The organism is Fulvimarina uroteuthidis, from assembly GCF_034321785.1.
In the GTDB taxonomy this organism is placed as follows: Bacteria; Pseudomonadota; Alphaproteobacteria; order Rhizobiales; family Rhizobiaceae; genus Fulvimarina; species Fulvimarina uroteuthidis.
On record NZ_JAXLPB010000001.1, the window covers coordinates 209754 to 235652 of the forward strand.

24 protein-coding genes are annotated in these 25899 nt (G+C 65.6%); 9 read left to right on the top strand and 15 right to left on the bottom strand.

The window, feature by feature from the left end:
- Positions 1-206: 206 nt before the first annotated feature.
- From choV to choX, 3 genes are all read right to left on the bottom strand, one after another.
- Positions 207-1256, bottom strand: a complete 1050-nt coding sequence (choV, locus tag U0C82_RS00885) for a choline ABC transporter ATP-binding protein (RefSeq protein WP_322184948.1) — start codon at positions 1254-1256, stop codon at positions 207-209.
- Entirely contained in the window at positions 1253-2089 is an 837-nt protein-coding gene (choW, locus tag U0C82_RS00890; RefSeq protein WP_322184950.1) for a choline ABC transporter permease subunit, read from the bottom strand. Before choW ends, choV begins: the two co-directional genes overlap by 4 nt.
- A 96-nt stretch (positions 2090-2185) precedes the next feature.
- The gene (gene choX / locus U0C82_RS00895) at positions 2186-3127 is read right to left on the bottom strand and encodes a choline ABC transporter substrate-binding protein (protein WP_322184952.1); all 942 of its coding nucleotides are present in this window, start codon (positions 3125-3127) and stop codon (positions 2186-2188) included.
- A gap of 132 nt (positions 3128-3259) precedes the next feature.
- Between choX and betI the strand changes: the two genes are divergently transcribed.
- Genes betI through betA form a run of 5 tightly spaced genes read left to right on the top strand, consistent with a single transcriptional unit; the run spans position 3260 to position 9162 of the window.
- The gene (betI, locus tag U0C82_RS00900; protein WP_322184954.1) at positions 3260-3850 is read left to right on the top strand and encodes a transcriptional regulator BetI; all 591 of its coding nucleotides are present in this window, start codon (positions 3260-3262) and stop codon (positions 3848-3850) included.
- Positions 3847-5364, top strand: coding sequence for a choline-sulfatase (gene betC, locus U0C82_RS00905; protein WP_322184956.1), 1518 nt, complete (start codon positions 3847-3849; stop codon positions 5362-5364). The genes betI and betC overlap by 4 nt, the downstream gene beginning before the upstream one ends.
- Before the next feature lie 4 nt (positions 5365-5368).
- The gene (locus tag U0C82_RS00910; RefSeq protein WP_322184958.1) at positions 5369-6016 is read left to right on the top strand and encodes a glutathione S-transferase family protein; all 648 of its coding nucleotides are present in this window, start codon (positions 5369-5371) and stop codon (positions 6014-6016) included.
- Positions 6013-7476, top strand: a complete 1464-nt coding sequence (betB, locus tag U0C82_RS00915) for a betaine-aldehyde dehydrogenase (protein WP_322184960.1) — start codon at positions 6013-6015, stop codon at positions 7474-7476. The genes U0C82_RS00910 and betB overlap by 4 nt, the downstream gene beginning before the upstream one ends.
- 3 nt (positions 7477-7479) lie before the next feature.
- Entirely contained in the window at positions 7480-9162 is a 1683-nt protein-coding gene (gene betA / locus U0C82_RS00920; protein WP_322184962.1) for a choline dehydrogenase, read from the top strand.
- A gap of 172 nt (positions 9163-9334) precedes the next feature.
- On the opposite strand, the gene U0C82_RS00925 is transcribed toward betA, so the two are convergent.
- Both U0C82_RS00925 and U0C82_RS00930 read right to left on the bottom strand, forming a co-directional pair.
- On the bottom strand, positions 9335-10582 hold the full coding sequence (locus tag U0C82_RS00925) for a GGDEF domain-containing protein (protein WP_322184964.1): 1248 nt from the start codon (positions 10580-10582) through the stop codon (positions 9335-9337).
- Between the two features lie 277 nt (positions 10583-10859).
- Entirely contained in the window at positions 10860-11861 is a 1002-nt protein-coding gene (locus tag U0C82_RS00930) for a 2-hydroxyacid dehydrogenase (RefSeq protein ID WP_322184966.1), read from the bottom strand.
- 158 nt (positions 11862-12019) lie between these two features.
- On the opposite strand from U0C82_RS00930, the gene U0C82_RS00935 reads away from it, so the two are divergent.
- Complete coding sequence (locus U0C82_RS00935; RefSeq protein WP_322184968.1) at positions 12020-12577, top strand: SH3 domain-containing protein; 558 nt, start codon at positions 12020-12022, stop codon at positions 12575-12577.
- 88 nt (positions 12578-12665) lie between these two features.
- Here the strand turns inward: U0C82_RS00935 and irrA are convergent, their stop codons facing one another.
- Entirely contained in the window at positions 12666-13097 is a 432-nt protein-coding gene (gene irrA / locus U0C82_RS00940; RefSeq protein ID WP_322184970.1) for an iron response transcriptional regulator IrrA, read from the bottom strand.
- Between the two features lie 150 nt (positions 13098-13247).
- The gene (locus tag U0C82_RS00945; protein ID WP_322184972.1) at positions 13248-13709 is read right to left on the bottom strand and encodes a hypothetical protein; all 462 of its coding nucleotides are present in this window, start codon (positions 13707-13709) and stop codon (positions 13248-13250) included.
- 207 nt (positions 13710-13916) lie between these two features.
- Between U0C82_RS00945 and fabA the strand changes: the two genes are divergently transcribed.
- From fabA to fabI, 3 genes are all read left to right on the top strand, one after another.
- Positions 13917-14447, top strand: coding sequence for a 3-hydroxyacyl-[acyl-carrier-protein] dehydratase FabA (fabA, locus tag U0C82_RS00950; protein ID WP_322184974.1), 531 nt, complete (start codon positions 13917-13919; stop codon positions 14445-14447).
- A 54-nt stretch (positions 14448-14501) separates the two neighbouring features.
- Entirely contained in the window at positions 14502-15716 is a 1215-nt protein-coding gene (fabB, locus tag U0C82_RS00955; protein ID WP_322184975.1) for a beta-ketoacyl-ACP synthase I, read from the top strand.
- A 103-nt stretch (positions 15717-15819) separates the two neighbouring features.
- On the top strand, positions 15820-16674 hold the full coding sequence (gene fabI / locus U0C82_RS00960; RefSeq protein WP_322184977.1) for an enoyl-ACP reductase FabI: 855 nt from the start codon (positions 15820-15822) through the stop codon (positions 16672-16674).
- A 14-nt stretch (positions 16675-16688) separates the two neighbouring features.
- Here the strand turns inward: fabI and lhpI are convergent, their stop codons facing one another.
- The 8 genes from lhpI to U0C82_RS01000 all read right to left on the bottom strand — a co-directional run bounded on the left by lhpI (position 16689) and on the right by U0C82_RS01000 (position 25813).
- The gene (gene lhpI / locus U0C82_RS00965) at positions 16689-17639 is read right to left on the bottom strand and encodes a bifunctional Delta(1)-pyrroline-2-carboxylate/Delta(1)-piperideine-2-carboxylate reductase (protein WP_322184979.1); all 951 of its coding nucleotides are present in this window, start codon (positions 17637-17639) and stop codon (positions 16689-16691) included.
- Positions 17640-17741: 102 nt separating this feature from the next.
- Complete coding sequence (locus U0C82_RS00970) at positions 17742-18995, bottom strand: extracellular catalytic domain type 1 short-chain-length polyhydroxyalkanoate depolymerase (protein WP_322184981.1); 1254 nt, start codon at positions 18993-18995, stop codon at positions 17742-17744.
- Positions 18996-19062: 67 nt separating this feature from the next.
- The gene (locus U0C82_RS00975) at positions 19063-19482 is read right to left on the bottom strand and encodes a CopG family transcriptional regulator (protein WP_322184983.1); all 420 of its coding nucleotides are present in this window, start codon (positions 19480-19482) and stop codon (positions 19063-19065) included.
- A 262-nt stretch (positions 19483-19744) separates the two neighbouring features.
- Entirely contained in the window at positions 19745-20854 is a 1110-nt protein-coding gene (locus U0C82_RS00980; protein WP_322184985.1) for a hypothetical protein, read from the bottom strand.
- 167 nt (positions 20855-21021) lie between these two features.
- Positions 21022-22842 (bottom strand): AsmA family protein, encoded by a 1821-nt coding sequence (locus tag U0C82_RS00985; protein WP_322184987.1) that lies wholly within the window; start codon positions 22840-22842, stop codon positions 21022-21024.
- A 317-nt stretch (positions 22843-23159) separates the two neighbouring features.
- Positions 23160-23492 (bottom strand): DUF1491 family protein, encoded by a 333-nt coding sequence (locus U0C82_RS00990; RefSeq protein WP_322184989.1) that lies wholly within the window; start codon positions 23490-23492, stop codon positions 23160-23162.
- Positions 23493-23562: 70 nt separating this feature from the next.
- On the bottom strand, positions 23563-24369 hold the full coding sequence (locus U0C82_RS00995; RefSeq protein ID WP_322184991.1) for a peptidoglycan-binding domain-containing protein: 807 nt from the start codon (positions 24367-24369) through the stop codon (positions 23563-23565).
- Complete coding sequence (locus tag U0C82_RS01000; RefSeq protein WP_322184993.1) at positions 24344-25813, bottom strand: ATP-binding protein; 1470 nt, start codon at positions 25811-25813, stop codon at positions 24344-24346. The genes U0C82_RS00995 and U0C82_RS01000 overlap by 26 nt, the downstream gene beginning before the upstream one ends.
- Positions 25814-25899: the final 86 nt, after the last annotated feature.

A 25899-nucleotide genomic window follows, 5' to 3' on the forward strand; every position in this document is an offset into this window, starting at 1 on the left:
ATCGCGGGGGACGGGCTCTCGCCGCGCCGCCTTCGATGCAGATCCGACAGCTTCCGTCTTGGCCCCCGATCGGGTCGGCCGCACCGGACATGAATTTCAGCCGGGTCAAGATGCCCGGCTCCGTCGTGTCGTCAGGACTGGTAGACGCGATGAATGCGCGGGTCAAATCGAATGACCCGCAGGAAAACGACCCAGGTGCGGCGCGCTCAGGCGGCCTTGTGGCGGCTTGCGGTTCTCGGCGAAACCGCCGCGACGAGATCGCAGGGTCTGATCAGGCCGATCGTCCCGCCGTTCTCCTCGACGCGAATGGTCGCGCCCGTGCCGAGCCGATCCATGAAGGTGCCGATCGGCGTTCCCGGGGCCACCGCATCGCCCTCGGAGGCGGACGACCCGTCGTCCGGCTTCATGACGTCGCGGGCCCGCAGGATCTGGAGAAGGTTGGTATGCGCCACGAAATCGGCGACATAGTCGTCGGCCGGGTTCTGGATGATTTCGGACGGGGTGCCGCACTGGACGATGCGCCCGCCCTCCATGATCGCGATCCGGTCGCCGAGCTTGAACGCCTCGTCGAGATCGTGGCTGACGAACAGGATCGTGCGCTTCAGGTTCTGCTGAAGGTCCAGAAGCTCGTCCTGCAAGCGCGCGCGGATCAGCGGATCGAGGGCGGAGAACGGCTCGTCCATCAGAAGGATCGGCGCCTGCGTCGCGAAGGCGCGCGCAAGGCCGACGCGCTGCTGCATCCCGCCGGACAATTCGCCCACTTTCCGCTCCGCCCAGTCGGACAGGCCGACGAGCTCGAGCTGGGTGCGGACCTTTTCCTCGCGCTCCTTCTTCGACATGCCGGACAGTTCGAGGCCGAGGGCGACATTGTCGAGAACGTTGCGCCAGGGCAGAAGCCCGAACTGCTGGAACACCATGGAGACGCGCGAGGTGCGGATCTGGCGCAGCGTCTTTTCGTCGGCATTGGTGACGTCGGTCATGCCGGTGCCGTCATTGACGAGAACCTTGCCGCGACACACCGGATTGAGACCGTTGACGGCGCGCAGCAAGGTCGACTTGCCGGAGCCCGACAGACCCATGAGAACGAGGATCTCGCCCTCGCCGACTTCGAGCGAGCAGGCGTGGACGCCGAGCACCTGGCCGGTTTCGGCCTGGATATCGCTGCGCTTCTTGCCCGCATCCATCAATGGCAGGGCGGAGACCGGCTGCTTGCCGAAGACGATGTTCACGTCGTCGAAGATGATCGCCTTGCTCATGCCTTGCTCCCGATCCGCAGGACGCGATCGAGCATGATCGCGACGACGACGATGATGAAACCGCTCTCGAAGCCGAGCGCGGTGTTGACCTGGCCAAGTGCCCGCATGACCGGAACGCCGAGCCCGTTGGCGCCGACGAGGGCCGCGATGACCACCATCGACAGGGACAACATGATCGTCTGGTTGAGGCCGGCCATGATCTGCGGCAGCGCGTAGGGCAGCTCGACCTTGGTCAGCTTCTGGAACCCCGTCGCGCCGAATGCGTCGGCCGCTTCCAGAAGCGGCGTCGGGGCGGATGAGATGCCCAGATGGGTCAGGCGGATCGGCGCTGGCAGCACGAAGATGACGGTTGCGAGCAGCCCGGGCACCATGCCGATCCCGAAGAAGACGATGGCGGGAATGAGATAGACGAAGGTCGGCAGCGTCTGCATCAGGTCGAGGACCGGCTGCAGGAACTTGTAGAGCGTCGGCCTGTGCGCGGTGGCGATCCCGATCGGCACGCCGACGGCCATGCAGACGACGCAGGCCGAGATGACGAGCGTCAGGCTCTGCACCGTCTCGTCCCAATAGCCCTGGTTGACGATGAACAAAAAGCCGAGAAGCACGAACAGCCCCATCTTCCAGCTTTTCTGCAGCCACCAGGAGAAGATCGCGAACACGGCGATGACGAGGAGCGGCGGCGGGGTTTCGAGAATCCAGAGAAGCGCGTCGATCAGGCTCTCCATGGCGCTCGCCAGCCCGTCGAAGAACCAGCCTCCGCTGGTCTGCAGCCAGTCGAAGAAGAATTCGGCGGTCCTGCCGACCGGGATCTTGTAGTCCGTCAACCAGTCCAAGCGCTCAACTCCCGTGTCCCATTCGGATCCCGTGCCTTCGTCGAAATCCCCCGGCCGGCCGGGCGACCGGGGGCTTCACTCAACTTCGCGATGGAATCAAAGGCCGAGATGGGCCTTCACGGCGTCGAGACCGGGCTCGCCGTCGACTGTCGTCACGCCTTCGAGCCAGCCTTCCCACTCGCCCGGATTCGCCTTGAGCCAGGCCTCGGTCGCATCGGCCGGGTCCGCACCATCGTCGAGGATCTCGCCCATGATCTGGTTTTCCATGGGCAGGGTGAACGTCTGGTTGGCAAGAAGTTTCGCCATGTTCGGGCATTCTTCCGCATAGCCCTTGCGCACCACGGTCTGGACGATCCCCTCGCCGCCGAAGAACTCTTCGCCGCCCGGCAGATATTTGAGATCGTAGTTGGCGTTCATCGGATGCGGCTCCCAACCGAGGAAGACGATCGGCTCCTCCTTCTGGTAGGCGCGGCCGACCATGGCCAGCATTCCCTGCTCGGAGCTCTCGACCACCTCGAAGCCTTCGAGATCGTGCTTGTTCTCGGTGGTCAGCGACACGAGATAGCCGTTGCCCTCGTTGCCGGGCTCAATCCCGTAGATCTTGGCGTCGAGCTCTTCGCGAAACTTGTGGATATCGCCGAAGCTCTTCAGGCCCGCCTCGTAGGTATAGGCCGGAACGGCGAGCGTGTACTTGGTGCCGGTCAGGTTGGTGCCGACGACCTCGATCTCGCCGGAATCGAGATAGGGCTGGATCGCGCCCTTCTGGGCCGGCATCCAGTTGCCGAGGAAGATGTCCACATCGTCGCTTTCCATCGAGGCGAAGGTCACCGGAACGGAGAGGATCTTCACGTCCACCTCGTAGCCGAGTCCCTCGAGGATATGCTTCGTCGTGGCGGTCGTCGTCGTGATGTCGGTCCAGCCGACATCCGAGAAGGACACGGCCTTGCAGGCGTCGGCGACCTGGGCGGACGCCGGTGCACAGAGCGCGCTGGATGCAAGAAGGGTCAGGGCGCACATCGAAGTGGTCTTGATTTTCATGTCGTTCCTCTCGGGTTGATTTTCGTGTGGCGGCAGTTTTTGATTGATCAGTCAGTTAAAAAACATATATTGCCTGATGTAAACACTGGCATTCGCTGTTTCTGATTATTTTAAGAGCAAACCGGGGGCTTGATGCCGAAGATCGGAATGGAGCTGGTACGGCGGGAGGCGCTCATCAGCGCCGCGATCGCCGAGATCGGCGCCGCCGGCTCCGTCGACGTCACCGTCAGCCGGATCGCGCGGCGCGCCGGCGTCTCGTCGGCCCTCGCCCACCATTATTTCGGCTCGAAGGAACAGATCATCATCGCCGCCATGCGGCACATCCTCGATGCGTTCGGCCAATCCGTCAAGCAGCGTTACGCAGAGGCAGGAACGCCGCGCGCCCGCATCGAGGCGGTGATCGCCTCCTGCTTCGAGCCGGAGCAGTTCGACAAGGCGATCGTGTCGGCCTGGCTCGCCTTCTACGTCGAGGCGAATCGCTCGCGGGACGCGGCGCGGCTGCTGCGCGTCTATGCAAGACGGCTGGATTCCAACCTAGTCCACGCCCTGCGCTCGCTGATGCCGATCGCGCTGGCGCGCCAGACCTCGCAAGGTCTCGCCTCGATGATCGACGGCCTCTACATTCGCGCCGCGCTTCAGGAGCGCGCGCCCAGACCGAAAGACGCGGCGGCGCTCGTCGTCGACTATCTCGACAAGGCTTTGGCAAAGGGAAACTGCACTTGAGCAAGAAACCGAACATCCTGATCCTCATGGTCGATCAGCTGAATGGAACGCTGTTTCCTGATGGGCCCGCCGATTTCCTGCACGCGCCGAACCTGAAGAAGCTCGCCGAGCGCTCGACGCGGTTTCGCAACTGCTACACCGCCTCGCCGCTCTGCGCGCCTGCGCGTGCGAGCTTCATGTCCGGCCAGTTGCCGCGGCGCACGCGGGTCTACGACAACGCGGCGGAATTTGCCTCCGACATTCCCACCTACGCCCATCATCTGCGCCGCGCCGGCTACCAGACGACCTTGTGCGGCAAGATGCATTTCGTCGGGCCGGACCAGTTGCACGGCTTCGAGGAGCGCCTGACCACCGACGTCTACCCGGCCGATTTCGGCTGGACGCCCGACTATCGCAAGCCCGGCGAGCGGATCGACTGGTGGTACCACAATATGGGTTCGGTCACCGGCTCGGGGATCGGCGAGATCACCAACCAGCTCGAATATGACGACGAGGTCGCCTACGAGGCAAGGCGCAAGATCTACGATCTCGGGCGCTGCAAGGACGAGCGTCCGTGGATGCTCACGGTCTCCTTCACCCATCCCCACGACCCGTACGTCGCGCGCAGGAAATACTGGGACCTCTACGAGGATTGCGAACACCTCCTGCCCAAGGTCGGCCCGATCGCCTATGCGGACCAGGACCGGCATTCCCAGCGCATTCTCGACGCCAACGACCGCACGAACTTCGACATTTCGGACGCCGATATCAGCCGCTCGCGCCGGGCCTATTTCGCCAACATCTCCTATATCGACGACATGATCGGCGAGATCTTCGAAGCGCTGGAGACGACCGACCAGAGCGAGGAGACGATCGTCCTCTTCCTTTCGGATCATGGCGACATGCTGGGCGAGCGCGGCATGTGGTTCAAGATGAGCTTCTTCGAGGGCTCGGCCCGCGTGCCCATGATGATCTCGGCGCCGGGCATGACGCCCGGCCGGATCGACCGGCCGGTATCCACCATCGACGTCACCCCGACGCTCGCCGATCTCGCCAGGATCGATCTCGGCGGCATCATGCCGTGGACCGATGGCGAGAGCCTCGTGCCGGTCGCGAACGGCGCGGACCGGACGAACCCGGTTCGGATGGAATATGCCGCCGAGGGGTCCGAGGCCCCGCTTGTCGCGCTCCGCGAGGGGCGTTGGAAATACACCCATTGCGAACTCGATCCGCCGCAGCTCTTCGACATGGACGCCGATCCGCAGGAACTGACGAACCTTGCCGCCGATCCGGGCCATGCCGACATCGTCGCCGAATTCGACCGGGCCGTGAGGGCGCAGTGGGACATGGCGCGTTTCGATGCCGAAGTGCGCGAGAGTCAGGCGCGGCGGTGGGTGGTCTACGAGGCCCTGCGCAACGGCGACTATTATCCGTGGGACTTCCAGCCCCTGAAGAAGGCGTCCGAGCGCTACATGCGCAATCACATGGACCTCAACGTCCTCGAGGCGTCCCAACGCTATCCGAAGGGGGATTGATCCGATGATCACGGTTTATGGACGCGCCGATTCCAACAATGTCCAGCCCATCATGTGGCTCATCGGCGAGCTCGGCCTCGACCATGAGCGGCTCGATGTCGGCCACAGGTTCGGCGGCACAAGGACAGCGGAGCATCTCGCCATGAACCCGATGGGTCTCGTGCCGGTCCTTCGCGACGACGGGGACGAACCGATCGCCGAGATGGGCGCGATCCTGCGCTATCTGGCGGCACGCTATGGCACGGACGACGACTTCTGGCCGGCCGATCCCAGCCACCGGGCGCAGGTCGATCGCTGGGCCGAATGGGCCAAGGTCGAAGTGATGGCCGCGTTCCAGGCTCCGGTCTTCTTCGCGGCCGTGATCGCCAAGCCGGAAAAGCGCGATCCCGTCGCGCTTCAGTCCGCGCTCGCCAAGCTCGACGTCCGGCTCGACGTCGCGGAGGCCCGGCTGGCCGACCGTCTCTTTCTTGCCGGTGACCGCTTTACCCTGGCCGACACGGTCTTCGGTTCGGTGCTCTACCGCTATTTCGCCCTCGACATCGCCCGCCCCGAGCGACCCAACCTGTCCGCCTACTACCATCGGCTCGAAGAGCGCCCGGCCTATCGCGACCATGTGATGGTCTCCTTCGACGCCCTGAAAGGAACCGTATGAGAGCCCAACCCAAAGCCAGCCACTTCATCGATGGCGACTATGTGGAGGACACGGACGGCACGCCGTTCGAGAGCGTCTATTCGCTGACCGGCGAGACGATCGCCCGGCTGCACGAGGCGACGCCGGCCATCATCGAGCGCGCGATGGCGGCGGCGGCGAGAGCCCAGAAGGAGTGGGCGACATGGGCGCCCGTCGCGCGCGCGCGCGTCCTGCACAAGGCCGCCGAGATCATCCGCGAACGCAATCAGGCGCTGTCCGAGCTCGAAACGCTCGACACCGCCAAGCCCCTCCAGGAGACCCTCGTCGCCGACGCGACGTCGGGCGCCGACGCCATCGAATGGTTCTCCTCGATCGCCGCGACCATGGGCGGATCGAGCGTGCCGCTCGGCGGCGACTTCGTCTACACGGTGCGCGAACCGCTCGGCGTCTGCGTCGGCATCGGCGCGTGGAACTACCCCATGCAGATCGCCTGCTGGAAGTCCGCGCCGGCCCTGGCCTGCGGCAACGCCATGGTGTTCAAGCCATCGGAAATGACGCCGCTGACGGCGCTGAAGCTGGCCGAGATCTACATGGAAGCCGGCGCGCCCAAGGGTCTCTTCAACGTGGTCCAGGGCATGGGGCGCACGGGCGCCGCGCTGACGACGCATGCGGCGACCGCGAAGGTTTCCCTCACCGGCTCCGTTCAGACCGGCGCGAACGTGTTCAAGGCGGCCGCCGGCGGCATGCGTCACGTGACCATGGAACTCGGCGGCAAGTCGCCGATCCTCGTCTTCGACGATGCGGACCTCGAGAACGCCATTTCCGGCGCGATCCTCGGCAACTTCTATTCGGCCGGCCAGATCTGCTCGAACGGCACGCGCGTCTTCGTTCAAGAAGGCATCAAGGACCGGTTCCTGGAACGGCTGGCCGAGCGCGCGGCGACGATCCGGATGGGCGACCCGATGGATCCCGCGATCCACATGGGCCCGCTCATCTCGAAAGCCCAGCATGAAAAGGTCATGGGCTATATCGAGACCGGCAGGTCGGAAGGCGCAAGGCTCGTCTGCGGCGGCCATGTGCCCACGATCGAAGGCTTCGCCGACGCGCCCTTCGTCGCGGCGACGGTGTTCGCCGATGTGACGGACGACATGACCATCGCGCGCGAGGAAATCTTCGGCCCCGTCATGTCCGTCCTCACCTTCGAGACGGAAGCCGAGGCCGTGGCGCGCGCCAACGGCACGCCGTTCGGTCTTGCGGCAGGCGTCTTCACCAGCGACGTCACCCGCGCGCACAGGGTCGCGGGTGCGCTGGACGCGGGCATCACCTGGATCAACACCTACAATCTGACCCCGGTCGAGGCGCCGTTCGGCGGCGTCAAGGAGTCCGGTTTCGGCCGGGAGAACGGCCATGCGGCGATCGAGTTCTATTCCCAGCTCAAGACCATCCATGTCGGCCTCACCCCAGTCGAAAGCCCCTACTGACCCATGACCTCCAACGACACCATCATCGCCGAAGCCGATTACGTCGTCATCGGTTCGGGCTCGGCGGGGGCGGCGCTCGCCTACCGTCTTTCGGAAAGCGGCCGGCATTCCGTGATCGTCCTGGAATATGGCGGAACCGATATCGGGCCGTTCATCCAGATGCCGGGCGCCCTCTCCTACCCGATGAACATGAGCCGCTACGACTGGGGCTTTGCGACCGAGCCGGAGCCGCGTCTCGGCAACCGCCGGCTCGCCACCCCGCGCGGCAAGGTGATCGGCGGGTCGTCCTCGATCAACGGGATGGTCTATGTGCGCGGCCACGCAAAGGACTACGCCCACTGGGAAGCCTCCGGCGCCAGGGGCTGGGATTACGCCGACGTGCTTCCCTACTTCAAGCGCATGGAGAACTGGCATGATGGCGGCCATGGCGGCGATCCGGCCTGGCGCGGCAGCGACGGCCCCTTGCATGTCGGGCGGGGCCCGCGCACCAATCCCCTGTTCAAGGCTTTCGTCGACGCCGGCATCCAGGCCGGCTTCGAGGCGACCGACGACTATAATGGCGAGAAGCAGGAAGGCTTCGGACCGATGGAGCAGACGGTCTGGGAAGGCCGCCGCTGGTCGACCGCCAATGCCTATATCCGCCCGGCAATGGCGCGCGAGAACTTCGACCTCATCCATTGCTTCGCCAACCGCGTGCGGATCGAGGACGGCCGGGCGACGGGCGTCGAGGTCTCGAAGGGCGGCACGCGCGGCGTGGTCAAGGCCCGCCGCGAGGTGATCGTCTCGGCCTCCTCGATCAACTCGCCGAAGATCCTGATGCTGTCGGGCATCGGGCCGGCCGAGCATCTGCGCGAGCACGGCATCGCGGTGGTCGCCGACCGGCCCGGCGTCGGCGGCAATCTGCAGGATCATCTCGAGGTGTACATTCAGCAGGCCTGCACCCAGCCGATCACCCTCTACAAGCACTGGAACCTGTTCGGCAAAGGCTATGCCGGGGCCGAATGGGTGGTCGCCAAGACCGGGCTCGGCGCCTCGAACCAGTTCGAGAGCGCCGGTTTCGTGCGCTCGCGGCCCGGCGTCGAATATCCCGACATCCAGTACCATTTCCTGCCGATGGCCGTGCGCTATGACGGCAAGGCGCCCGCGGAAGGCCACGGCTATCAGGCCCATGTCGGCCCGATGCGCTCGCCCTCGCGCGGCCGCATCTCGCTGAGGAGCGCCGATCCGTCCGAGGCACCGAAGATCGTCTTCAACTATATGTCGACCGACGAGGACTGGGTGGATTTCCGCCACTGCGTCCGCCTCACGCGGGAGATCTTCGGACAGGCCGCGTTCGACGACTATCGCGGCAAGGAGATCCAGCCCGGCGCGTCGGCCCAGTCCGACGACGAGATCGACGCCTTCATCCGCGACGAGGCCGAGAGCGCCTACCACCCGTGCGGCACCTGCAGGATGGGCGATCCCGGCGAGCGCGACACGGTGGTCGACCCGCAGTGCCGGGTGGTCGGCGTCGATGCCCTGCGGGTCGTCGATTCCTCGATCTTCCCGCGCATCACCAACGGAAATCTCAACGCCCCCTCCATCATGGTCGGCGAAAAGGCCGCCGACCACATTCTGGGCCAGTCCCTGCCGCGCGAGGAAGCCCGGCCCTGGATCAACCCGCGCTGGGAAACGAGCGATCGTTAACGCAGCGGCTTGAAAATCGAAAAGCGATTTTTGGAAAGCCTGCTGCGTGAGATCGAAGCGATGGCCGGAGCATGGCCGCGGTGGTCACGCCACTCACCGGCCGCCCCCGCCCCGGAGGGACGCTTGCCCTCGGGCGGGGCTCCCACGTTCGATCGCGCCCCGACGCCGCTTCCTACCGGCCGAACTGAAAGGACTGGTCGCTTCCCTTGCCGAAGGCGAAGCAGTTCCGCCCCCGCTTCTTCGCGGCGTAGAGAGCGCGGTCGGCAGCGGCGATGATCTCGTCCAGCGACCGCCGCGTGTCGATCGAGCAATGCGCGATGCCGATACTGACCGTCACGACGCCAAACCCGTCATAGCGGGCGGGATGGGGAATATCGAGCTGCGCGATCGCCTGCATGACGGATTGCGCGAACCGCGCCGCATCGAGTTCGCTGCAATCACTCAGGACAAACGTGAACTCCTCGCCGCCGAACCGTGCGCAGAAAGCGTTTCCCGCCTCGGCCGCGACCTGTGCGAACGTTTCGGAAACGCGTTGCAGGCATTCGTCGCCGGCCGGATGACCGAAAGCGTCATTGTATAGCTTGAAGTGATCGATATCGACCATCAGCACGGTGAGCGCCCGACATGCGGACAGTTCGTCCTCCAGCCGTTCCGTCAGATGGCGACGATTGGGAAGCCGCGTCAGCGCGTCGGTGCGGGACAGATCCCGAAACGCAATGCGGTCGGCATGGGCATTGCGAGCCTCCACCAAGGCTTCGAGCGTGGCCAGATAGTCGGAGCAGCGCCGACGTTCCTGGCGATAGTTCGCATAGATCGCGAATGTGCACGCCGTCACGATCTGGAGCGAGAAGGCGAAACGGAGGGACGGATCCAGTCCGGTCTTGGTCGCGACCGCAAGCAGGGTAATCGCTAGGGAGACGGACGTGAAGACGACTGCGTTGGGAAAGCGCAGAGCCAGCAGCATGTTGGCGTAGACGATGGTAAGCGGCAGCTCGCCGAAGGTGTAGAGGCTGGAAGGATCGTGCGAGACCCAGAACAGGAAGACCGGCACGAGATAGGCGTTTAGAATGCCCAGCGTCACCAACCGTTCGGTCCAACGCGGGCTCGTCCGTCCGATCAACCATACCAGTGCGAGCGAGGTCGACGTCACGAGACCGAGCCGCAGGGCAACCGACATGATCAGGCTGTCCGCCAGAAGCACGACGCTGGAGAAATTGTAGACGTTGTAGAGCACGAGCCCCACGAAGATGGCGGATCGCAGTTCCGCCAAACGGCTCGCAGCGTTCTCCGCGTCGTAACGAGCCTGAATGGGCTCGGCGAGCCGCAGCCATCCATCCATCGGCGCGCGATGACCAAGGTGGAATGCGGTCTGCAAAGGGGTCGCGGTCATCGGGGTCGCCAGATCGAGAGAAGTCGACATTGGCACGCGGTCGTGAATTTCCCGCAAACATTTATACGAAATTTGCGCTGATAGACCGATGCATAACCGGTGATCCGCCGATCTTCGGGCATGGGCTCATAGGGCAGGTTGCGACGCGTTCGAGCCGTACGCCGACTGTCGGAAAATTACCTATGATTGCAATTCCGTGGTGCGGTTGGGCGCCCATCGGCAACAGCCTTCCGAACCGAACCGTCGGCCTCAGGCCCGCATGACAGTGAGCCCCAAAGACCCGGGGCCCGCGCGGCCGCTCCCCGGCTCAGACACGACCCGGCAGGATCCGGTCGGGAGGTCTGTGCCCGTCCATCAGCGTCCGCACATTGATGATGACCTTTTCGCCCATGTCGATGCGGCCCTCCAGAGTGGCCGAGCCCATATGGGGAAGAAGAACCACCTTGCCGCTGGCGGCGAGTTTCATCAGGCGGGCATTGCTGGAGGGGGTGGTCTCGAAGACGTCGAGACCCGCGCCGGCAAGCCGGCCTTCGTCGATCATCTCGATCATCGCCTTCTCGTCGATCACGTCGCCGCGGGCGGTGTTGACGATGAAGGCGTGGGACTGGGCGAGCGCCAGGCGGCGGGCGGACAGGAGATGGAAGGTCGCCGGCGTCGAGGGGCAGTTGACGGAGATGATGTCGGCGCGCGCCAGCATCTGGTCGAGGCTTTCCCAATAGGTGGCGCCGAGCTGCTTCTCGGTCTGCGGATCGACGCGCCGACGGTTGTGATAGTGAATTTCGAGGCCGAAGGCCCTGGCGCGCCGCGCCACCGCCGTGCCGATGCGCCCCATGCCGACAATGCCGAGCTTCTTGCCCCAGATCCTTCGGCCGAGCATCCAAGTGGGCGACCAGCCCGCCCAGGGTTCGGCCGACTGGAGCAGATTGGCGCCTTCCACGAGGCGGCGCGGCACGGCAAGGATCAGCGCCATCGTCATGTCCGCGGTATCTTCGTTGAGGACGCTCGGCGTGTTGGTGACGTAGACGCCCCTCTCGTGCGCGGCGGCGACGTCGATATTGTCGACCCCATTGCCGAAATTGGCGATCAGCTTCAGGCGCTCGCCGGCCTTCTCGATGACGGCGCGGTCGATCCGGTCGGTGATGGTCGGCACCAGCACATCGGCCTCGCGCACCGCACCGACGAGATCGAGATGCGACATTGGGCGATCGTCGGCATTGACGCGCACGTCGAACAGTTGGGCCATCCGCGCCTCGACCGGCTCGGGCAGCTTGCGCGTGATGACGACGAGCGGTTTCGGGCGCTCCGACATGGGGTTCACCTCAAACATTCATTAACCGAACGGGGCGATACTCACACCGAACGCTCGAAGCCCCGTCCTAACAAGTCGCGCCTGCGAAAACAAAATGTTTTGCGGGGGCTCGGACGCGAGGGCGCATCGAAGACCGAACGAATGTCTGGAGTTCACGAATGCCGCGTCACCCTCTCGCCAAAGCCGGTTCCGCAAGCCTGAAGCTGGCGCTCGGCGCCGCAATGGTCGCATCGTCGCTTCTCGCCCTGCCCTCGCTGGGCGCGGCGAGCGAACTCGGGCGCTACTCCAAGCTGCCGCTGCCGCGCTATGTGAGCCTCAAGTCGGGTCGCGTGAACCTGCGCAACGGGCCGGGACGCGAGCACAAGGTGAACTGGCTTTATCTGAAGTCCGGACTGCCGGTCGAGGTCGTCCAGGAATTCGATCACTGGCGCAAGATCCGCGATTCGGACGGAACCGAAGGCTGGGTCTACCACTCGCTCCTGTCGGGCGAGCGCACCGCGATCGCCGCGCCCTGGCTGAAGGGCAAGGAAACCTATATCGACGTGTTCGCAAGCCCCGCCAAGGACGCGGGCCTCGTCGCACGCATGGAGCCGGGCGTCGTCTCGAAGGTCGAGACCTGCCGCTCGGGCTGGTGCCAGGTCGCGGTCGCGAACCGTGAAGGCTATGTGGAGCAGCGCGAAATCTGGGGCGTCTATCCCGACGAGACGATGGAATAATCCTCGCTCAGGCCGCAGGGCGCCGTGGCTTACCCGTAGACGACGGGCGAGCCGCGGCCGTCACGCGTTCGATCGGGAGGAATGGCTTTCAGGCGCCGGGCTTGCGGCGCAGGCGCACCACAACGTCGACATTGACGATTTCCATGCCTTCGGGCGGCTCGGGCAGTTGACCGAAATTCAGCGTGCCCTCGGGAATGTCGACCATCTCGCCATCGTCCTCGTTGAAGAAGTGATGATGGTCCGACGTGTTGGTGTCGAAATAGGTACGCTGGCCCTCCGCCGTCAGCGGGCGCACGAGCCCGACATCGGTGAACTGGTGCAGCGTGTTGTAGACGGTGGCCAGCGACACGGGCTCGCCCGCCTTGTGCGCTTCGGCATGCAGCTCCTCGGCCGACAGGTGACGGTCGCCGCGGCCGAACATCAGATTACACAGGGCCACCCGTTGCCGCGTCGGGCGCAAGCCCACCGATCGCAATCTCGAGAAAACACAGAATGCCTGGCCGCGCCCCGTCGTTTGCATGTTTGTCTCTGCCTGCCTTGCGTGTTGTCAGCTGTTGTCAGCTTCGGCCCGAAAAAATGGCCGGGCGCTGAAACGAACTCTTCCCTACATAATACAGGCACATCGAGAGCACAAACCCCGCCCCTGCCGCAATACCTGCATTCGTGCCATTCACGATTGTCCGCAGCGTCGAACAAGGGCCTCGAGCGCGGCGCCCGACCCTTTCAGCGGAATGACGTAGCGGCCCGCGGGACTGGAGATCTCGACGCTCTCGCCCTTCTTCAGGTCCGCGATCAGACCTTCGAGGTTGGAAAGCGAATCCTCGTGGACCAGCACCGAATTGCCGCGGACCCTGAACGATTTCGTCGAGAGGATCCGCGCCAGCCCGTCCACCGAGACCCCGACCCGATACGTGGCACCCTCGGGAAGTCTTTGCGAAAAGCCCGAAAAATTCACGCTGACGCGCGGTCCCGCGCATCGAAGGAACATGCCGTTCGGCGCGCCGTCGACATAGAATCCGCCGATCGTTCCGAGGGTACGCCAGGATTGGGCATCCGCCGAAAACGGCATCAGGATCAGGCACATGGAAAGGGCGAGCCAGGCTGCCACCGCACCGTGCGCAAGCCCCCCCATGCCGCAGGATCGCCGCGTCCGCTGCCTGGTTCGCCTCTTCATCGCCTCGCCCCCGCCCCTTGTCTCTGCACCGTCGCCGAACCAGTTCCGTCCCATGAAACGCCCCTTGGACTTGTGTTTCCCACGAAACGATTCCCATGGTAAGGCGACCAAAACACGATGAGCGCTGGTACGACGAGCGGCGAAAAAGGCGGACACGAAGCACCCATGACGACGCGAAAGACATCCTTCGACTACGACGATCTCATCGCCTGTGGCCGTGGTGAGTTGTTCGGCTCCGGCAATGCGCAGCTCCCGCTTCCTCCCATGCTGATGTTCGACCGCATCACGCATGTCAGCGAGGATGGCGGCGAGAACGGCAAGGGTGCGATCTATGCCGAGCTCGACGTCAATCCCGATCTCTGGTTCTTCCAGTGCCATTTCCAGGGCGATCCCGTCATGCCCGGCTGCCTGGGTCTCGACGCGCTTTGGCAGCTCACCGGATTCTATCTCGGCTGGCTCGGCGAACCGGGACGCGGGCGTGCGCTGGGCGTCGGCGAGGTGAAGTTCACGGGCCAGGTCACGCCGAAGGTGAAGCTGATCGAATATGGCGTCGAGTTTCGCCGGGTGATGCGCTCCAAGCTGAAGCTCGGAATCGCCAACGGCTGGATGAAGGCCGACGGCGAAGTGATCTACCGGTCGAGCGACATGCGCGTCGGCCTCTTCACCGACGAGCAGGCAGACGCCGCCTCGGCCTGAGCCGGGCGCCCTTGAACAGATGTTGAGTAGAACCTTCGAGGAAGGATGCGAACCATGAGACGCGTCGTCGTAACCGGAATGGGTATCGTGTCGTCGATCGGCGACGACGTGGCCGAGGTCACGCAGTCGCTGCGCGAGGCGAGATCCGGCATCAGCTTTGCCGAAGACTATGCCGAACTCGGCTTTCGCAGCCATGTGCACGGCAAGCCGAAGCTCGACCCCGCCGACATTCTCGACCGCCGGGCGCTGCGCTTCCACGGCGGCGGCACCGCCTGGAACCATGTGGCGATGGACCAGGCGATCAGGGACGCCGGCCTCGAAGCGTCGGACATCTCGAACGAGCGGACCGGCATCATCATGGGGTCGGGCGGACCGTCGACCGTGACGATCGTCAATGCGGCCGACGTCACCCGCGACAAGGGTCCGAAGCGGATCGGACCGACGGCCGTGCCGAAGGCGATGTCGTCGACGGCCTCGGCGACGCTGGCGACCTGGTTCAAGATCAAGGGCGTCAACTATTCCATATCCTCGGCCTGCTCGACCTCGAGCCACTGCATCGGCAATGCGTACGAGATGATCGCCTACGGCAAGCAGGACGTCATGTTCGCGGGCGGATGCGAGGACCTGCACTGGTCGCTGTCGAACCTTTTCGACGCGATGGGCGCGCTGTCCTCCGATTTCAACGACGATCCGGCTCACGCCTCCAAGCCCTACGACAAGAACCGCGACGGGTTCGTGATCGCCGGCGGCGCGGGCGTGCTCGTTCTCGAGGAATACGAGCGCGCGAAATCGCGCGGCGCCACCATTCTCGGCGAGATCGTCGGCTACGGGCTCACCTCCGACGGTGCGGACATGGTGGCACCGTCGGGCGAAGGCGCGGTGCGCTGCATGACGATGGCCATGCAGGGCCTTACCGGGCCGATCAACTACATCAATCCGCACGCCACCGCGACACCGGTGGGCGACCGGTCGGAGGTCGCGGCGATCCGAAAGGTGTTCGGCGACAAGATCCCGCCGATTTCGGCGACGAAGGCCCTCACGGGTCACAGCCAGGGCGCGACGGGGGTGCATGAGGCCATCTACTCGCTCATCATGATGCGCGAGAATTTCATCGCCAGGAGCGCGCATATCGGCGAGCTCGACCCCGAATTCGAGGGCTTCCCGATCGCCTTCGAGCGTCAGGACGACGTGAAGCTCGACCGGATCATGTCGAACTCGTTCGGCTTCGGCGGCACCAATGCGTGCCTCGTATTTCAACGCGTCGAATAGAAGGCCGGCCGCACGCCCCTGCCGCGTGTGACCTGCCTTCCTTCGGCTCAGACGATTTGGATCGATCGGCACTTCGGTGCCCGACCGGTCGAGAAGGATGACGATGTCAGATTTGATGAAGGGTAAGCGCGGGCTGGTGATGGGCGTCGCCAACCACAACTCGATCGCCTGGGGTGCCGCGAAGGCCCTGGCCGACCAGGGCGCGGAGATCGCGCTCACCTATCAGGGCGAGGCGTTCGGAAAGAGGGTCAGGCCGCTGGCCGACAAGATCGGATCGACGCTGGTGCTGCCGTGCGACGTCGAGGACATCGCGACCGTCGACAAGGTTTTCGACGATCTAAGAGAGGCATGGGGCGGGATCGACTTCATCGTCCACGCCATCGCTTTCTCGGACCGCAACGAACTCAAGGGGCTCTATGCCGAGACCTCGCGGGAGAACTTCACGCGGACCATGGTCATTTCATGCTTCTCGTTCACCGAGATCGCCAAGCGCGCCGCGGCGCTCATGAACAATGGCGGCTCGATGATCACCATGACCTATGGTGGCTCGACCCGCGTCATGCCGAACTACAACGTCATGGGTGTCGCCAAGGCCGCGCTGGAGGCCTCCGTGCGTTATCTCGCGTCCGATTACGGACCGCGCAACATTCGCGTCAACGCCATCTCGGCAGGACCCGTTCGCACGCTGGCGGGCGCCGGGGTCTCCGATGCACGGCTGATGTTCAACTATCAGCGGCGCAATTCGCCGCTTCGCTCCAACACAACGATCGACCAGGTCGGCGGTGCGGCGCTGTACCTGTCGTCGCAGCTTTCTGAAGGGGTGACCGGCGAGATCCACTATGTCGATGCCGGCTACAACATCATGTCGATGCCGGATCTGGAGGAGCTGAAGAAGCAGGAGCGCGGCGCCGAACTGGTCGAGCACGTGGACGAAGGCGGCGCGCCCGAGGAGCTGTGACGGGTCGGCAAGCGTCACACCCCCGCGTCCGCCCCGGTCGTCTCGTAAGCGAGAATCGCCGCACTCAGGTCTTCGATCGCCGTGCCGACGCCCTTGAACAGGGTGATCTCGCTCTCCGATCGACGCGGATAGGCGTCGGTCCTGCACAGATCGACGAGCGTGCCCGCGATCGCGTCCTCCGCGAGGACGCCGCGCTCGAGCGGCGAGCGGATCTCGCCGCTCTCGATCATCGCATGTTCGGTGTCGATGAAGATGCGGCTGCGACGGATCGCGGTGTCGTCCACCTCGCGCATCGCCGGCGTGAAACTGCCGATCAGATCGACGTGCTGCCCCTCCCGCAACCATTCCCCCTTCAGAAACGGCTCGGTCGCAAGGGTCGCGCACGAAACGATGTCCGCGCCGGCGACGGCGCCCTCGAGGTCGTCGACGGCGCAGGCGGACACCCCCTCGCTTTCGAGCTTCGCCGCCAGGGCCTCGGCCCCGGCATGGGTCCGGTTCCACACCTCCACGGTCCCGATCGACAGCACCGCGCGATAGGCGTGGGCAATGTTGGACGCGACGCGCCCCGCCCCCACGACGAGAAGTTTCCCGCTATCAGGCCGCGCCAGCCGCTTGGCGGCGAGTGCGGAGGCGGCGGCCGTGCGCCGCGCTGTCAGTTCGCCGCCGTCGAGGATCAGGCAATGGCGACCGGTCCTGCGATCGAACAGGACATAGGTCGACGAGATCGCGGCAAGACCGAGGGCACCATTTCCGGGATGAACGTTCACGAGCTTGATGCCGCCCCAGCCTTCGTTCTGCCAGGCCGGCATCAGGAGCAGCGTATCGTCGCTCCGGCCTTCATTGACCATCTGGTGATGGTGGCGGAGCGGGGCGACAACCTCGCCCCGAAATCCCGCGTCGATCGCCTCGATCAGCCGGCCGAACGGCAGGGCGTCGATCGTTTCCTGTTGCGAACACACTTTCATGGCTGATCCCCGCTTCATATTTCGACAGTCCCCGACATTCTAGCGCACACTTTGGCCGATGGCGCCGAACCGGGCCGCATGGAATCCGGTCGCATCGTCCAGTCAGGCCCCGGCGCCGGCGACCTCGTCGAAGAAGCGCAGCATTTCGCGGCTGGCATCGGGCCCCGACGGATCGGTGTAGGAGCCTTTCGGGTCCCCGCCGGACCAGGCGTGCCCCATGCCGGCAAGAAGCCATGTTTCCTGCCTCGGTGCGTCCGGCCGCGTGCTGCCGGACGCCGCATGGTGGATCGTCCGCGTAAACGACACGCCACCATCGGAACGGCCGGTCACGACCGTCTCGCGCGTGCTTGCGCCGCCCCTCGCCTGCTCGCCGACGCTTCGCGCATTGTCGGGCGCCACCGTCGTGTCGCCGGTCCCGTGGAAGACGATGGCGGGGATCGATGTATCGCCGCTGCTGGCGCCGCCCCGTCCCTGCATCGCGGCGAAGGCCGATGGCATGTCCCTGGCCGCGCCGCAGGCGAGCCCCGAATGGACGCCGATCGCCGCGAAGAGATCCGGATAGCGCTGGCCGAGGATCGCCGCGGCCGCGCCGCCCGCCGACAGACCTGCGGCGAACACCCGGCGCGGATCGACATTGTAGTCGCCCATCACGCCGCGAACCATGTCGGCGATGATCTCCGGCTCGCCGCCATGACGCTGCTGGTCCTTGGCGGAGAACCAGTTCCAGCACATCGACGCATTCGCGGCCTTCGTCTGGCCGGGATAGAGAACGAGACAGTTCCGTTCCTCGGCAAGTTCGTTCATCTTCGTGCCGATCGCGAAATCGTCCGGCGACTGGGTGCAGCCATGCAGCATGACAATCAGGGGACGCGCGTCATCTCCCGCCTTGTACGTGCTGGGAACGTAAAGCTTGTAGGGACGCGCGCCGACAGCGCTCTGGAAATCCTTCTCGAGGAAGCTCGCTCCCGCGGCGACGGGCACCGCGACCGCCTCCCGCTTGCGAAACCCAGCCGGGACGGACTGGCGCAGCTTGTCGGCGAACGGGGCGGAAAACAAGTTCGTCTTGATCCGGTCGGCAAGTTCCGACGGGTGGGCCGTGCCGGAAGCCTTGCCGGCACCCGGCGCTTCGCGTCCCGAAGGCTGGCGCGGCGCCTGTTTCGGCGCCCGGCCGGGCATCGACCATTCGTCGCCGACGCGGCGCAGTTCCACCGTTTCTCTCTCGCTGCGGGCTTCCGGCTGGCGCGCTGGCGCCGGCTCCGCACGTCCGCCCTGAAGAAGTCTCATCGCCTCCTCCAGCCGCCCCGCCTGCGTGAGGCGCGTGACTTCCATCATGTCGATATTCATGGACGATTTCATCGGGTCGAATTCCTGGTTCGCAAGGTCTCGGGCAGGATGCGCGAGACGAAAAAGAGGGAGGGGCCGGTCAGGCCATACGGTCCTTGAGGGCGGCCTTGACGGCCGGCGAGGCCTGCAGCGCGCCGAGAACGCGCAGGGAGCCGATGGCGCTTGCCGCCAGCTCCGCGGTGACGTCCGGATCGATGATCGCCAGCCCCAGAACTTCAGCGTTCAACCGTTCGCCCGCCGTCACGAGCGCTTCGAGATCGTGACGCGTAAACCGGCGGAGCCCCAGATCGATGCTCCGGCGCTCCACCGTCTTCTTCAGCGTCTCGTCATGGCGCGCGATCTGGGCGCGGATCGCTGTGCGGATGAGGTCAGTGCGGTTGGAATAAAAGCCTTCCTCGACGAGCAGGTCGATCTGGCCGAGGTCGACAAGCCCGAGATTGATGGTGATCTTTTCGCTGTCGATCGCCCGGGGCTTTGCGTCCTTGGCTTTCCTTGGCATTGTACGACTCCAAAACATCATCCACTTGGATGTTATCTGGAGTGTAGGACGCGTGAGTGCAAGGGGTGATGCGGCCGCATCTTCGCCAGCCACGTTCCGGGACGCGGGTGGGCCGCGCCGGCGGGCGTACTTCGGCATGCCGGAAACGGGCTGACCTCGTGAGGCGACGCGCATTGCCTGCCGGGCCTTGGGCTGCGGCCCGGCGACGCGCCTTGCGGCTGGCGCGGAATACGAAACGGATGCCCGCGTCGAGGGACGAACCCTATCGCTGCATGGCTTTCCGGCGGGCGTCCAGTATGGCGTTGAAGGTTCCGGAAATCGCCGCGAGCAACGGGTCCGCGTCGCCGCGTTCCGCGGCGCTCAGATAATCGAGGATTTCGAGATCCGACAGCGCCGCGAGGAGGTGCCTGCGCACGAGCTGATCGGCAACCGGGCTCCCCGGACCCTCCAGTGTCGGCGCGAGCGTGGCAAGCCGGGTGAGAACCGGACGGAACGCGCCGGCGACGGCCGGATCGGTCCGGGCCGGAACGGCTGCGGCCTTCGGCAGATATCCGGCGTCCGACGCCCGCGACAGAAGCGTGTCGATGGCGGCGAGCCGCTCGGCCTCGCTGGCGAGCGGGATCTGGGTCTCGACCTTCATCGGAAGCCCCGGATCGATGCGCGGGCCGTAGCTGACGGACGGGCCGACCTGCGACACCGCCATCATCATCGCCCGCCCGGCACCCATGGAATCATATCCGCGGCGAAGTTCGATCGCGGGGTTCAGCCCCTCGACCGGTCCGACGAGCGCGATCGGCCGCAGATCCGGAGCATAGCGCGGCTTGGGCACCGGCCGCATGACGGCGCCTGCCTCGGCGATGCTCCGGCGCGTGCGCACGGCCTGCGCGTCGGCAAGCTCGCCCAGCGAGCGCCCGCCGCCGGCCGAGACCCGATCGAGATAAGCTCCGAGGACGGACACGAAATTCTCGACGCCGCCGCACAGGAACGGCGCCGGACCCTGGTCGATGAAATCGGTGAGGTCGGCGATGGTCCGGTCGACGATCCAGCGCCCGTCGGCGCTCGCGGTCCAGCTCGGCCGGCCCTGGGCTTTGGCAAGATCGACCGAGGCGCGCAGCGCCCGCATCTCGTCGCCATCGCGGCGAACGCGCGGCGGCGACATTACGAGCTTGCCAGGCAGGCGTTCGTCACCTTCCCGCGCGATCGCGCGCAGCGCCTTGATCGCGTCGAACGCGCGGCGCGGCTCGCCCTTGAGCGCGGCATGGAAGCGCGTCGCGCACTCGGCCGGCGAGGCGTTCTCGGCCGACACCGTCGACGGGGCGAAGCAGACCGTGAACAGAAGGGCGGACAGGATCAATGAGGATGAACGAATCATTCTGGCGCAAAGCCCCCGGTAAAGGACGGCCGAATTCCCGACATCGTCGCGTCACGACCGCCTTCGCGCCCGACCGCAAAGCGACAATCGATTGCCGACGCGGACGTTGCGGGAGGCTCGACGCCATCGAGCAGAGCCTCTTCGTCCGGAAGAGACGAGGCGGCGCGCTAGGGCGTACCTGTGACGACACGGGGACCCGGCCATGTTCCTTCGACGGTAAACGGAATTGGTTGAGGGCCCGTGAACTCGCCGCTTCGGGCAGCGCTCGATGCGGTCTGCGACAGCATCTCGGACGTGCCCTCAAGGTCGATCGTGCCGGTCGCGAGTTCGGCTTCTCCGACGAGGTCGAGGCGGTAGCCGGCATTGCGCATCGACACGCTGTCGAAGGCGAGGTTCGGCCCCACCATGCGGATTTCGGCGTCGAGCCTGTCGAAGGGAACCGCCCCGCCGGTGAAGCCGCTATAGATCGATCGCGTGCCCGGATCGGCGAAGGCGACCGGGTCGAAGCCCGAAAGCACGCCGCTCTGCGCCTGAAGGTCGAGCTTGGCCCGCGCCACCCGGAAGATCGTGCGCCAGTCGTCGGCGCGGGTCGTGACTCTCGCCTCGAACTTGCCGGAGCCGGACAGGCTGAGCGTGGGCGATCCCAGCGCGTCCGAAAGCTGGGCGAGATCGACGTCCGTCCCCATCAATTCGCCCGAGATCCGGGTGGTTTCCCGGTCCTCAAGCAAAAGCTTGCCGAACGCGCGGCCGCCATACAGGCGAGCGTCCCCGAGTTCCAGCGAGACATCGCCGTCACCGACGCTGAAGACCGCCGCGACATCCGAGAAGGCGAGCGATCCGAAACGCGCCTCGTTCGCCGAAACGCGAAGCGCGAGGTCGGCGGACTTCGCAAATTCCGCCTTGATCGGCCGGACCAGCCCGAATGGGCCTGCCGGAAACGGCACGATCGATTCGGCGATCTGCGTGAGATCGAGGGTCGTGAACGCAAGCGTCCCGTCGACGCGGTCGCGGTCGAGATCGTAGTCGAGCGCGCCGATCGCGGTGCTCCCGGCGATGGTGATCTCGGCATTCTCGATCGCGAGCGTACGGTCGGCAAGAACGAGATCGCCGGCCATGCCGATCGCACCGAGCGCGGGGACCGGGAACCTTGCATCGGAAAGCCACCGCGCCGTGCGGGCAAAGGATTCGCCGCGCCCTTCGAAGCGCCCCTGCAGCCGGGGTGCGTCGCCGAATGCCATCGTTCCGTCGAAGTCGACGCTCAGCGGCGGAGATCGAAGTTCGAACGAAACGCCGCTCTCGCCGCCGGCCTCGAGGTTCGTCGTCGAATCCACCCGCATTTCGATGTCGGTCGGTTGACCGTTCCAGGTGAAGCTGCCGTCCAGCAGGAACGCGCTGCGGCTCGATGACCGGGTGATGGTCAGATTGGCGTTGCTGATGCCGTTGGGGCCGAATTCGTCCGCGCCCGATCGCCAGACGCCGTTGCGGATCACGAGAATTTGAAGCGTGTCCAGCCGCTCGATCGACCGGCGGGCGAGATCCTCCAGGTCCTTGATGATGGTGGCGGCGGTCGGGCGCGCACCCGCCGCGCCCCGGACGGTATCCGCGACCGCGCCCTCGCCGCGAACAAGGGTCGGGCCCGGGACAGGGCGATGTTCGGGCCGAACGAGGACGATGCGAGCGATATTGGCGCGGCCGAACAAGGCGTCGACGGGATCGAAATCGGCAATGATGGTGTCGATGGTGATGCCGGCCCCGCTGCCGATCGCAATGCGATGGGCGACGAGCCGGGTCCGCGGCAGGATGGAGAATTCGACCGAACCTGACAATTCGACGGGCTCGCCCGTCAGCGCCTCGATGCGCGAGACCAGTTCCGCCCGCGCGACATCGGAGACCAGAACGACACGCGGCAGGATCAGGATCGCCGCCGCGATGATCATGATCGCCGAAACGCCCCAGATCAGTCTGCGCTTAAGGGGCCTGGGCCGCATGATGCTCCTCGGGACTGAAAGACGGCCGCATCGCCCTACGGCAATCGCCGGTGCCGCGTGGCACGTTGCTTCGATCGTCGGCTCCGTTTCGCCATCGCGATCCGGGCCGCGGCGCCTGGACTAACCCAACGTAAGCACCGCGAACATACGCCAATCACCTCCTGCACGTTGCAGATGGCATGATCATGGCCGGACGAGGATCGACGCGTGCGACCGGGCACCGGCCCTGTCCCGGCACGCCCCGGACCTTTCGAGTTTGATCGTCGGCACGCGATCGGTTCCCGGGCGCGCCACGCGCGGCGCGTCCGGACGGGCGATCACCCGTCCAGAAGGTCGAGATATTTCTCCGGCTCCCCGGTCTCGATCTCGACGAGCCAGAAATCGGGATCGAACCGGGCTTCCCGCTCGAAACGGGCCTGGAACGTCGATTCGTCGGTGGCCGGCTCCCGCACGAAGGCGCGCATTCCGCCGTCTTCGACGAGGCTCTGGAACGCCGGAGCGAACAGCGTCACCTGCCCCAGCCTGTCGCGCGAGACGATGTAGATCGCACCGGCCGCCTCCGCCCCCTTGCGTTCGATGGCCGCGAACCCGCCATCGTTGAAGACGCGGCGGGTCAGCTGGGACACGAAGAGTTCGCTGGTGATACGCATGGCGTCGATCTAGTCGTTCGGCGCCGGCAAGGCCAGCCTCGCGGCGTAGGTGCGCCGAGGCGTCGGCGCTTCAGCCGGCGAATGCGCCGACGCGGATCAATTCCTTCAGCAGCGCTTCGTCGGGGCGGCCCGTGACGTCCAGACCCTCGACCTTCTCGAACTCCTTGATGGCCATGATCGTCTGCTGGCCGGCGATCCCGTCCGAGACGATCGTCTCGGTGCTGATCGCGTTGAGACCCGTCTGGATCTTGCGCACGAGTTCGGCCTGACTGAGGGTTTCGACCTCGCTCAGTTCGATGATCGAGGACAGGCTGTCGGGCGTCTGCAGGACGCGGTCGCCGCGGCCGTCCGCCGCCGTGGCGCTCAGTTCCCGTTCCTCGGTGTCGGTCCATTCCACCGGCTTGCGGCTCGGACTCGGAGCCCCGAGATCGGCGACCTGGCGTACGCGCGTCAGGAGTTCGGGCGTCGGGCGCCCGTCGACGGTGAGGCCGTTCTCGCGCTGGAAGCGCTCGATCGCCGCGCGGGTGCCCGGCCCGAAGCGGCCGTCGATGGTCTTCCGGTAATGGCCCGTTCGCGCAAGGCCCGATTGCAGCGACTGCAGCAGCGGATCGAAGGTCGAGCCGGTCGCCGCCACGTCGAGGCTCGGATCGATCGTGCCGCGCGTCATCACGAGGGGAGCGGGATGAGCCTCGTGCTGCGCGAACAGCGCATTGCCCGCGACCCAGACGAAAAACGCCCCGAACGCCGCCGTCCCGAGCGAGATGGCAGGGTTACGGCGCAGCTGGCCTGCGCCCCTCTTCAGGAGGGAACCTGCCGCCAGTCCTGCGTTGACGCAGACCCGGCGAGGGATCTCAAGCCGTCCGGCGCTGCGCTGCATGGGCAAGACTTTCATTGTGCGATTTGCGGGCATGGTTCAACGTCGTGATTGTCTGATCTTCGGTAAGAACCGCCTGACGCGGCACGAGCGGCAGGTCGAGGGTGACGGTCGTGCCCTTGCCTTCCTGGCTCTCGATCATCATCGTGCCGCCATGCAGTTCGCTCATGCCGCGCACATAGGCGAGACCGAGCCCGGTGCCCTCGTAGCGACGGGCAAGGCCGCACGAGGCCTGGACGAAAGGCATGCCGAGCTTGCCGATCTGGTCGGCGGCGATGCCGATGCCGGTATCGGCGACGGAAAGCCTCAGATCGCGGCCCACGCGCTCCCATGTCAGGGTCACGGTGCCGGAATCGGTGAACTTGACCCCGTTGGCGAGGAGGTTGACGAGCATCTGGTGCATCGCCCGCCTGTCCCCGTGGATCATGGTGCCACCGGACGGCCCGGCGATCACGATCTCAATCCCCTTGTCCGCCGCCTGGCAGCGCAGCATGGCGTTGGCCTCGTCGATCAGATCGTCGAGAAGAAAATGCTCGCACTGGAGCTGGTAGGCACCGGCCTCGATCTTCGAGACGTCGAGAATATCGTTGACGACGGACAGCAGGTGGCGACCGGAGCTCTGGATCAGCCCGACATATTCACGCTGGCGGTCGGTGCCGAGCTTGCCGAAAAGTTCGTTCTCGAGAATGCCCGAAAATCCGATGATGGCGTTGAGGGGGGTGCGCAACTCATGGCTGACCGCCGCGAGCACCGCCCCGGACGGGTTGCCGGCCTGCGGCTCGCTGACGGGCGGGGCTTCGGGCGGCGCACTCAACACGGCGATGGCGTTCCAATCGTTGCGGGCGGCGACGATATGCAGGCACCGGACGGCACCGCCGCGCAGGCGGACATCGACCGGCGTCGCGCTCCGCTCCTTCAGCGCCGCCATGGCGACCGAGCGGCTCTCGGCGGCGAGGAGGTCGAACAGGACGGGCGGATCGAGCCGGGTCGGAAGAGCACGCGTCAGATCGAGGCCGGCCTGGTTCGCGGTCTCGATCGAGCCGGCGGCCGTCACGACGAAGGCGGAGGCGCCGAACAGATCGGCGATCGGCAACGCCGCGGTGGAGGAAACTGTCTGAGACGTCTGCAAGGGCTGTCCGGCCGCTGCGTTCTTCGAACGGATCGGGGCGACGAGCGAAGCCGCCGCGACGGCGATGCCGGCAAGGAACAGGGGCGCTGCGACCACGGCACCGCTCAACCCGGCGGCGATCATCACCGGCGTTGCGACCGATGCCAGAAGCGCGCCAGCCAGGAGAGTGCCGATCGTGACCTTGTGCCGGCGCGACGCGGATGCCGCCTCGGCACACCCGCAGGCCAGGGCCGCGGCGATCGGCGTCTCGAACGCACCGGACTGCAAGCCGATCTTGCCTCCCGGCGAGGCAGCCGCGCCATCTGGCTGAATCATCATAAGCAACACTCTTCATGCCATTCGCGGAACGGACGGGCCTTGCGTGCCCGGCCGCTTCACTTCGATAAGAAGCTCGAATGCAAGAA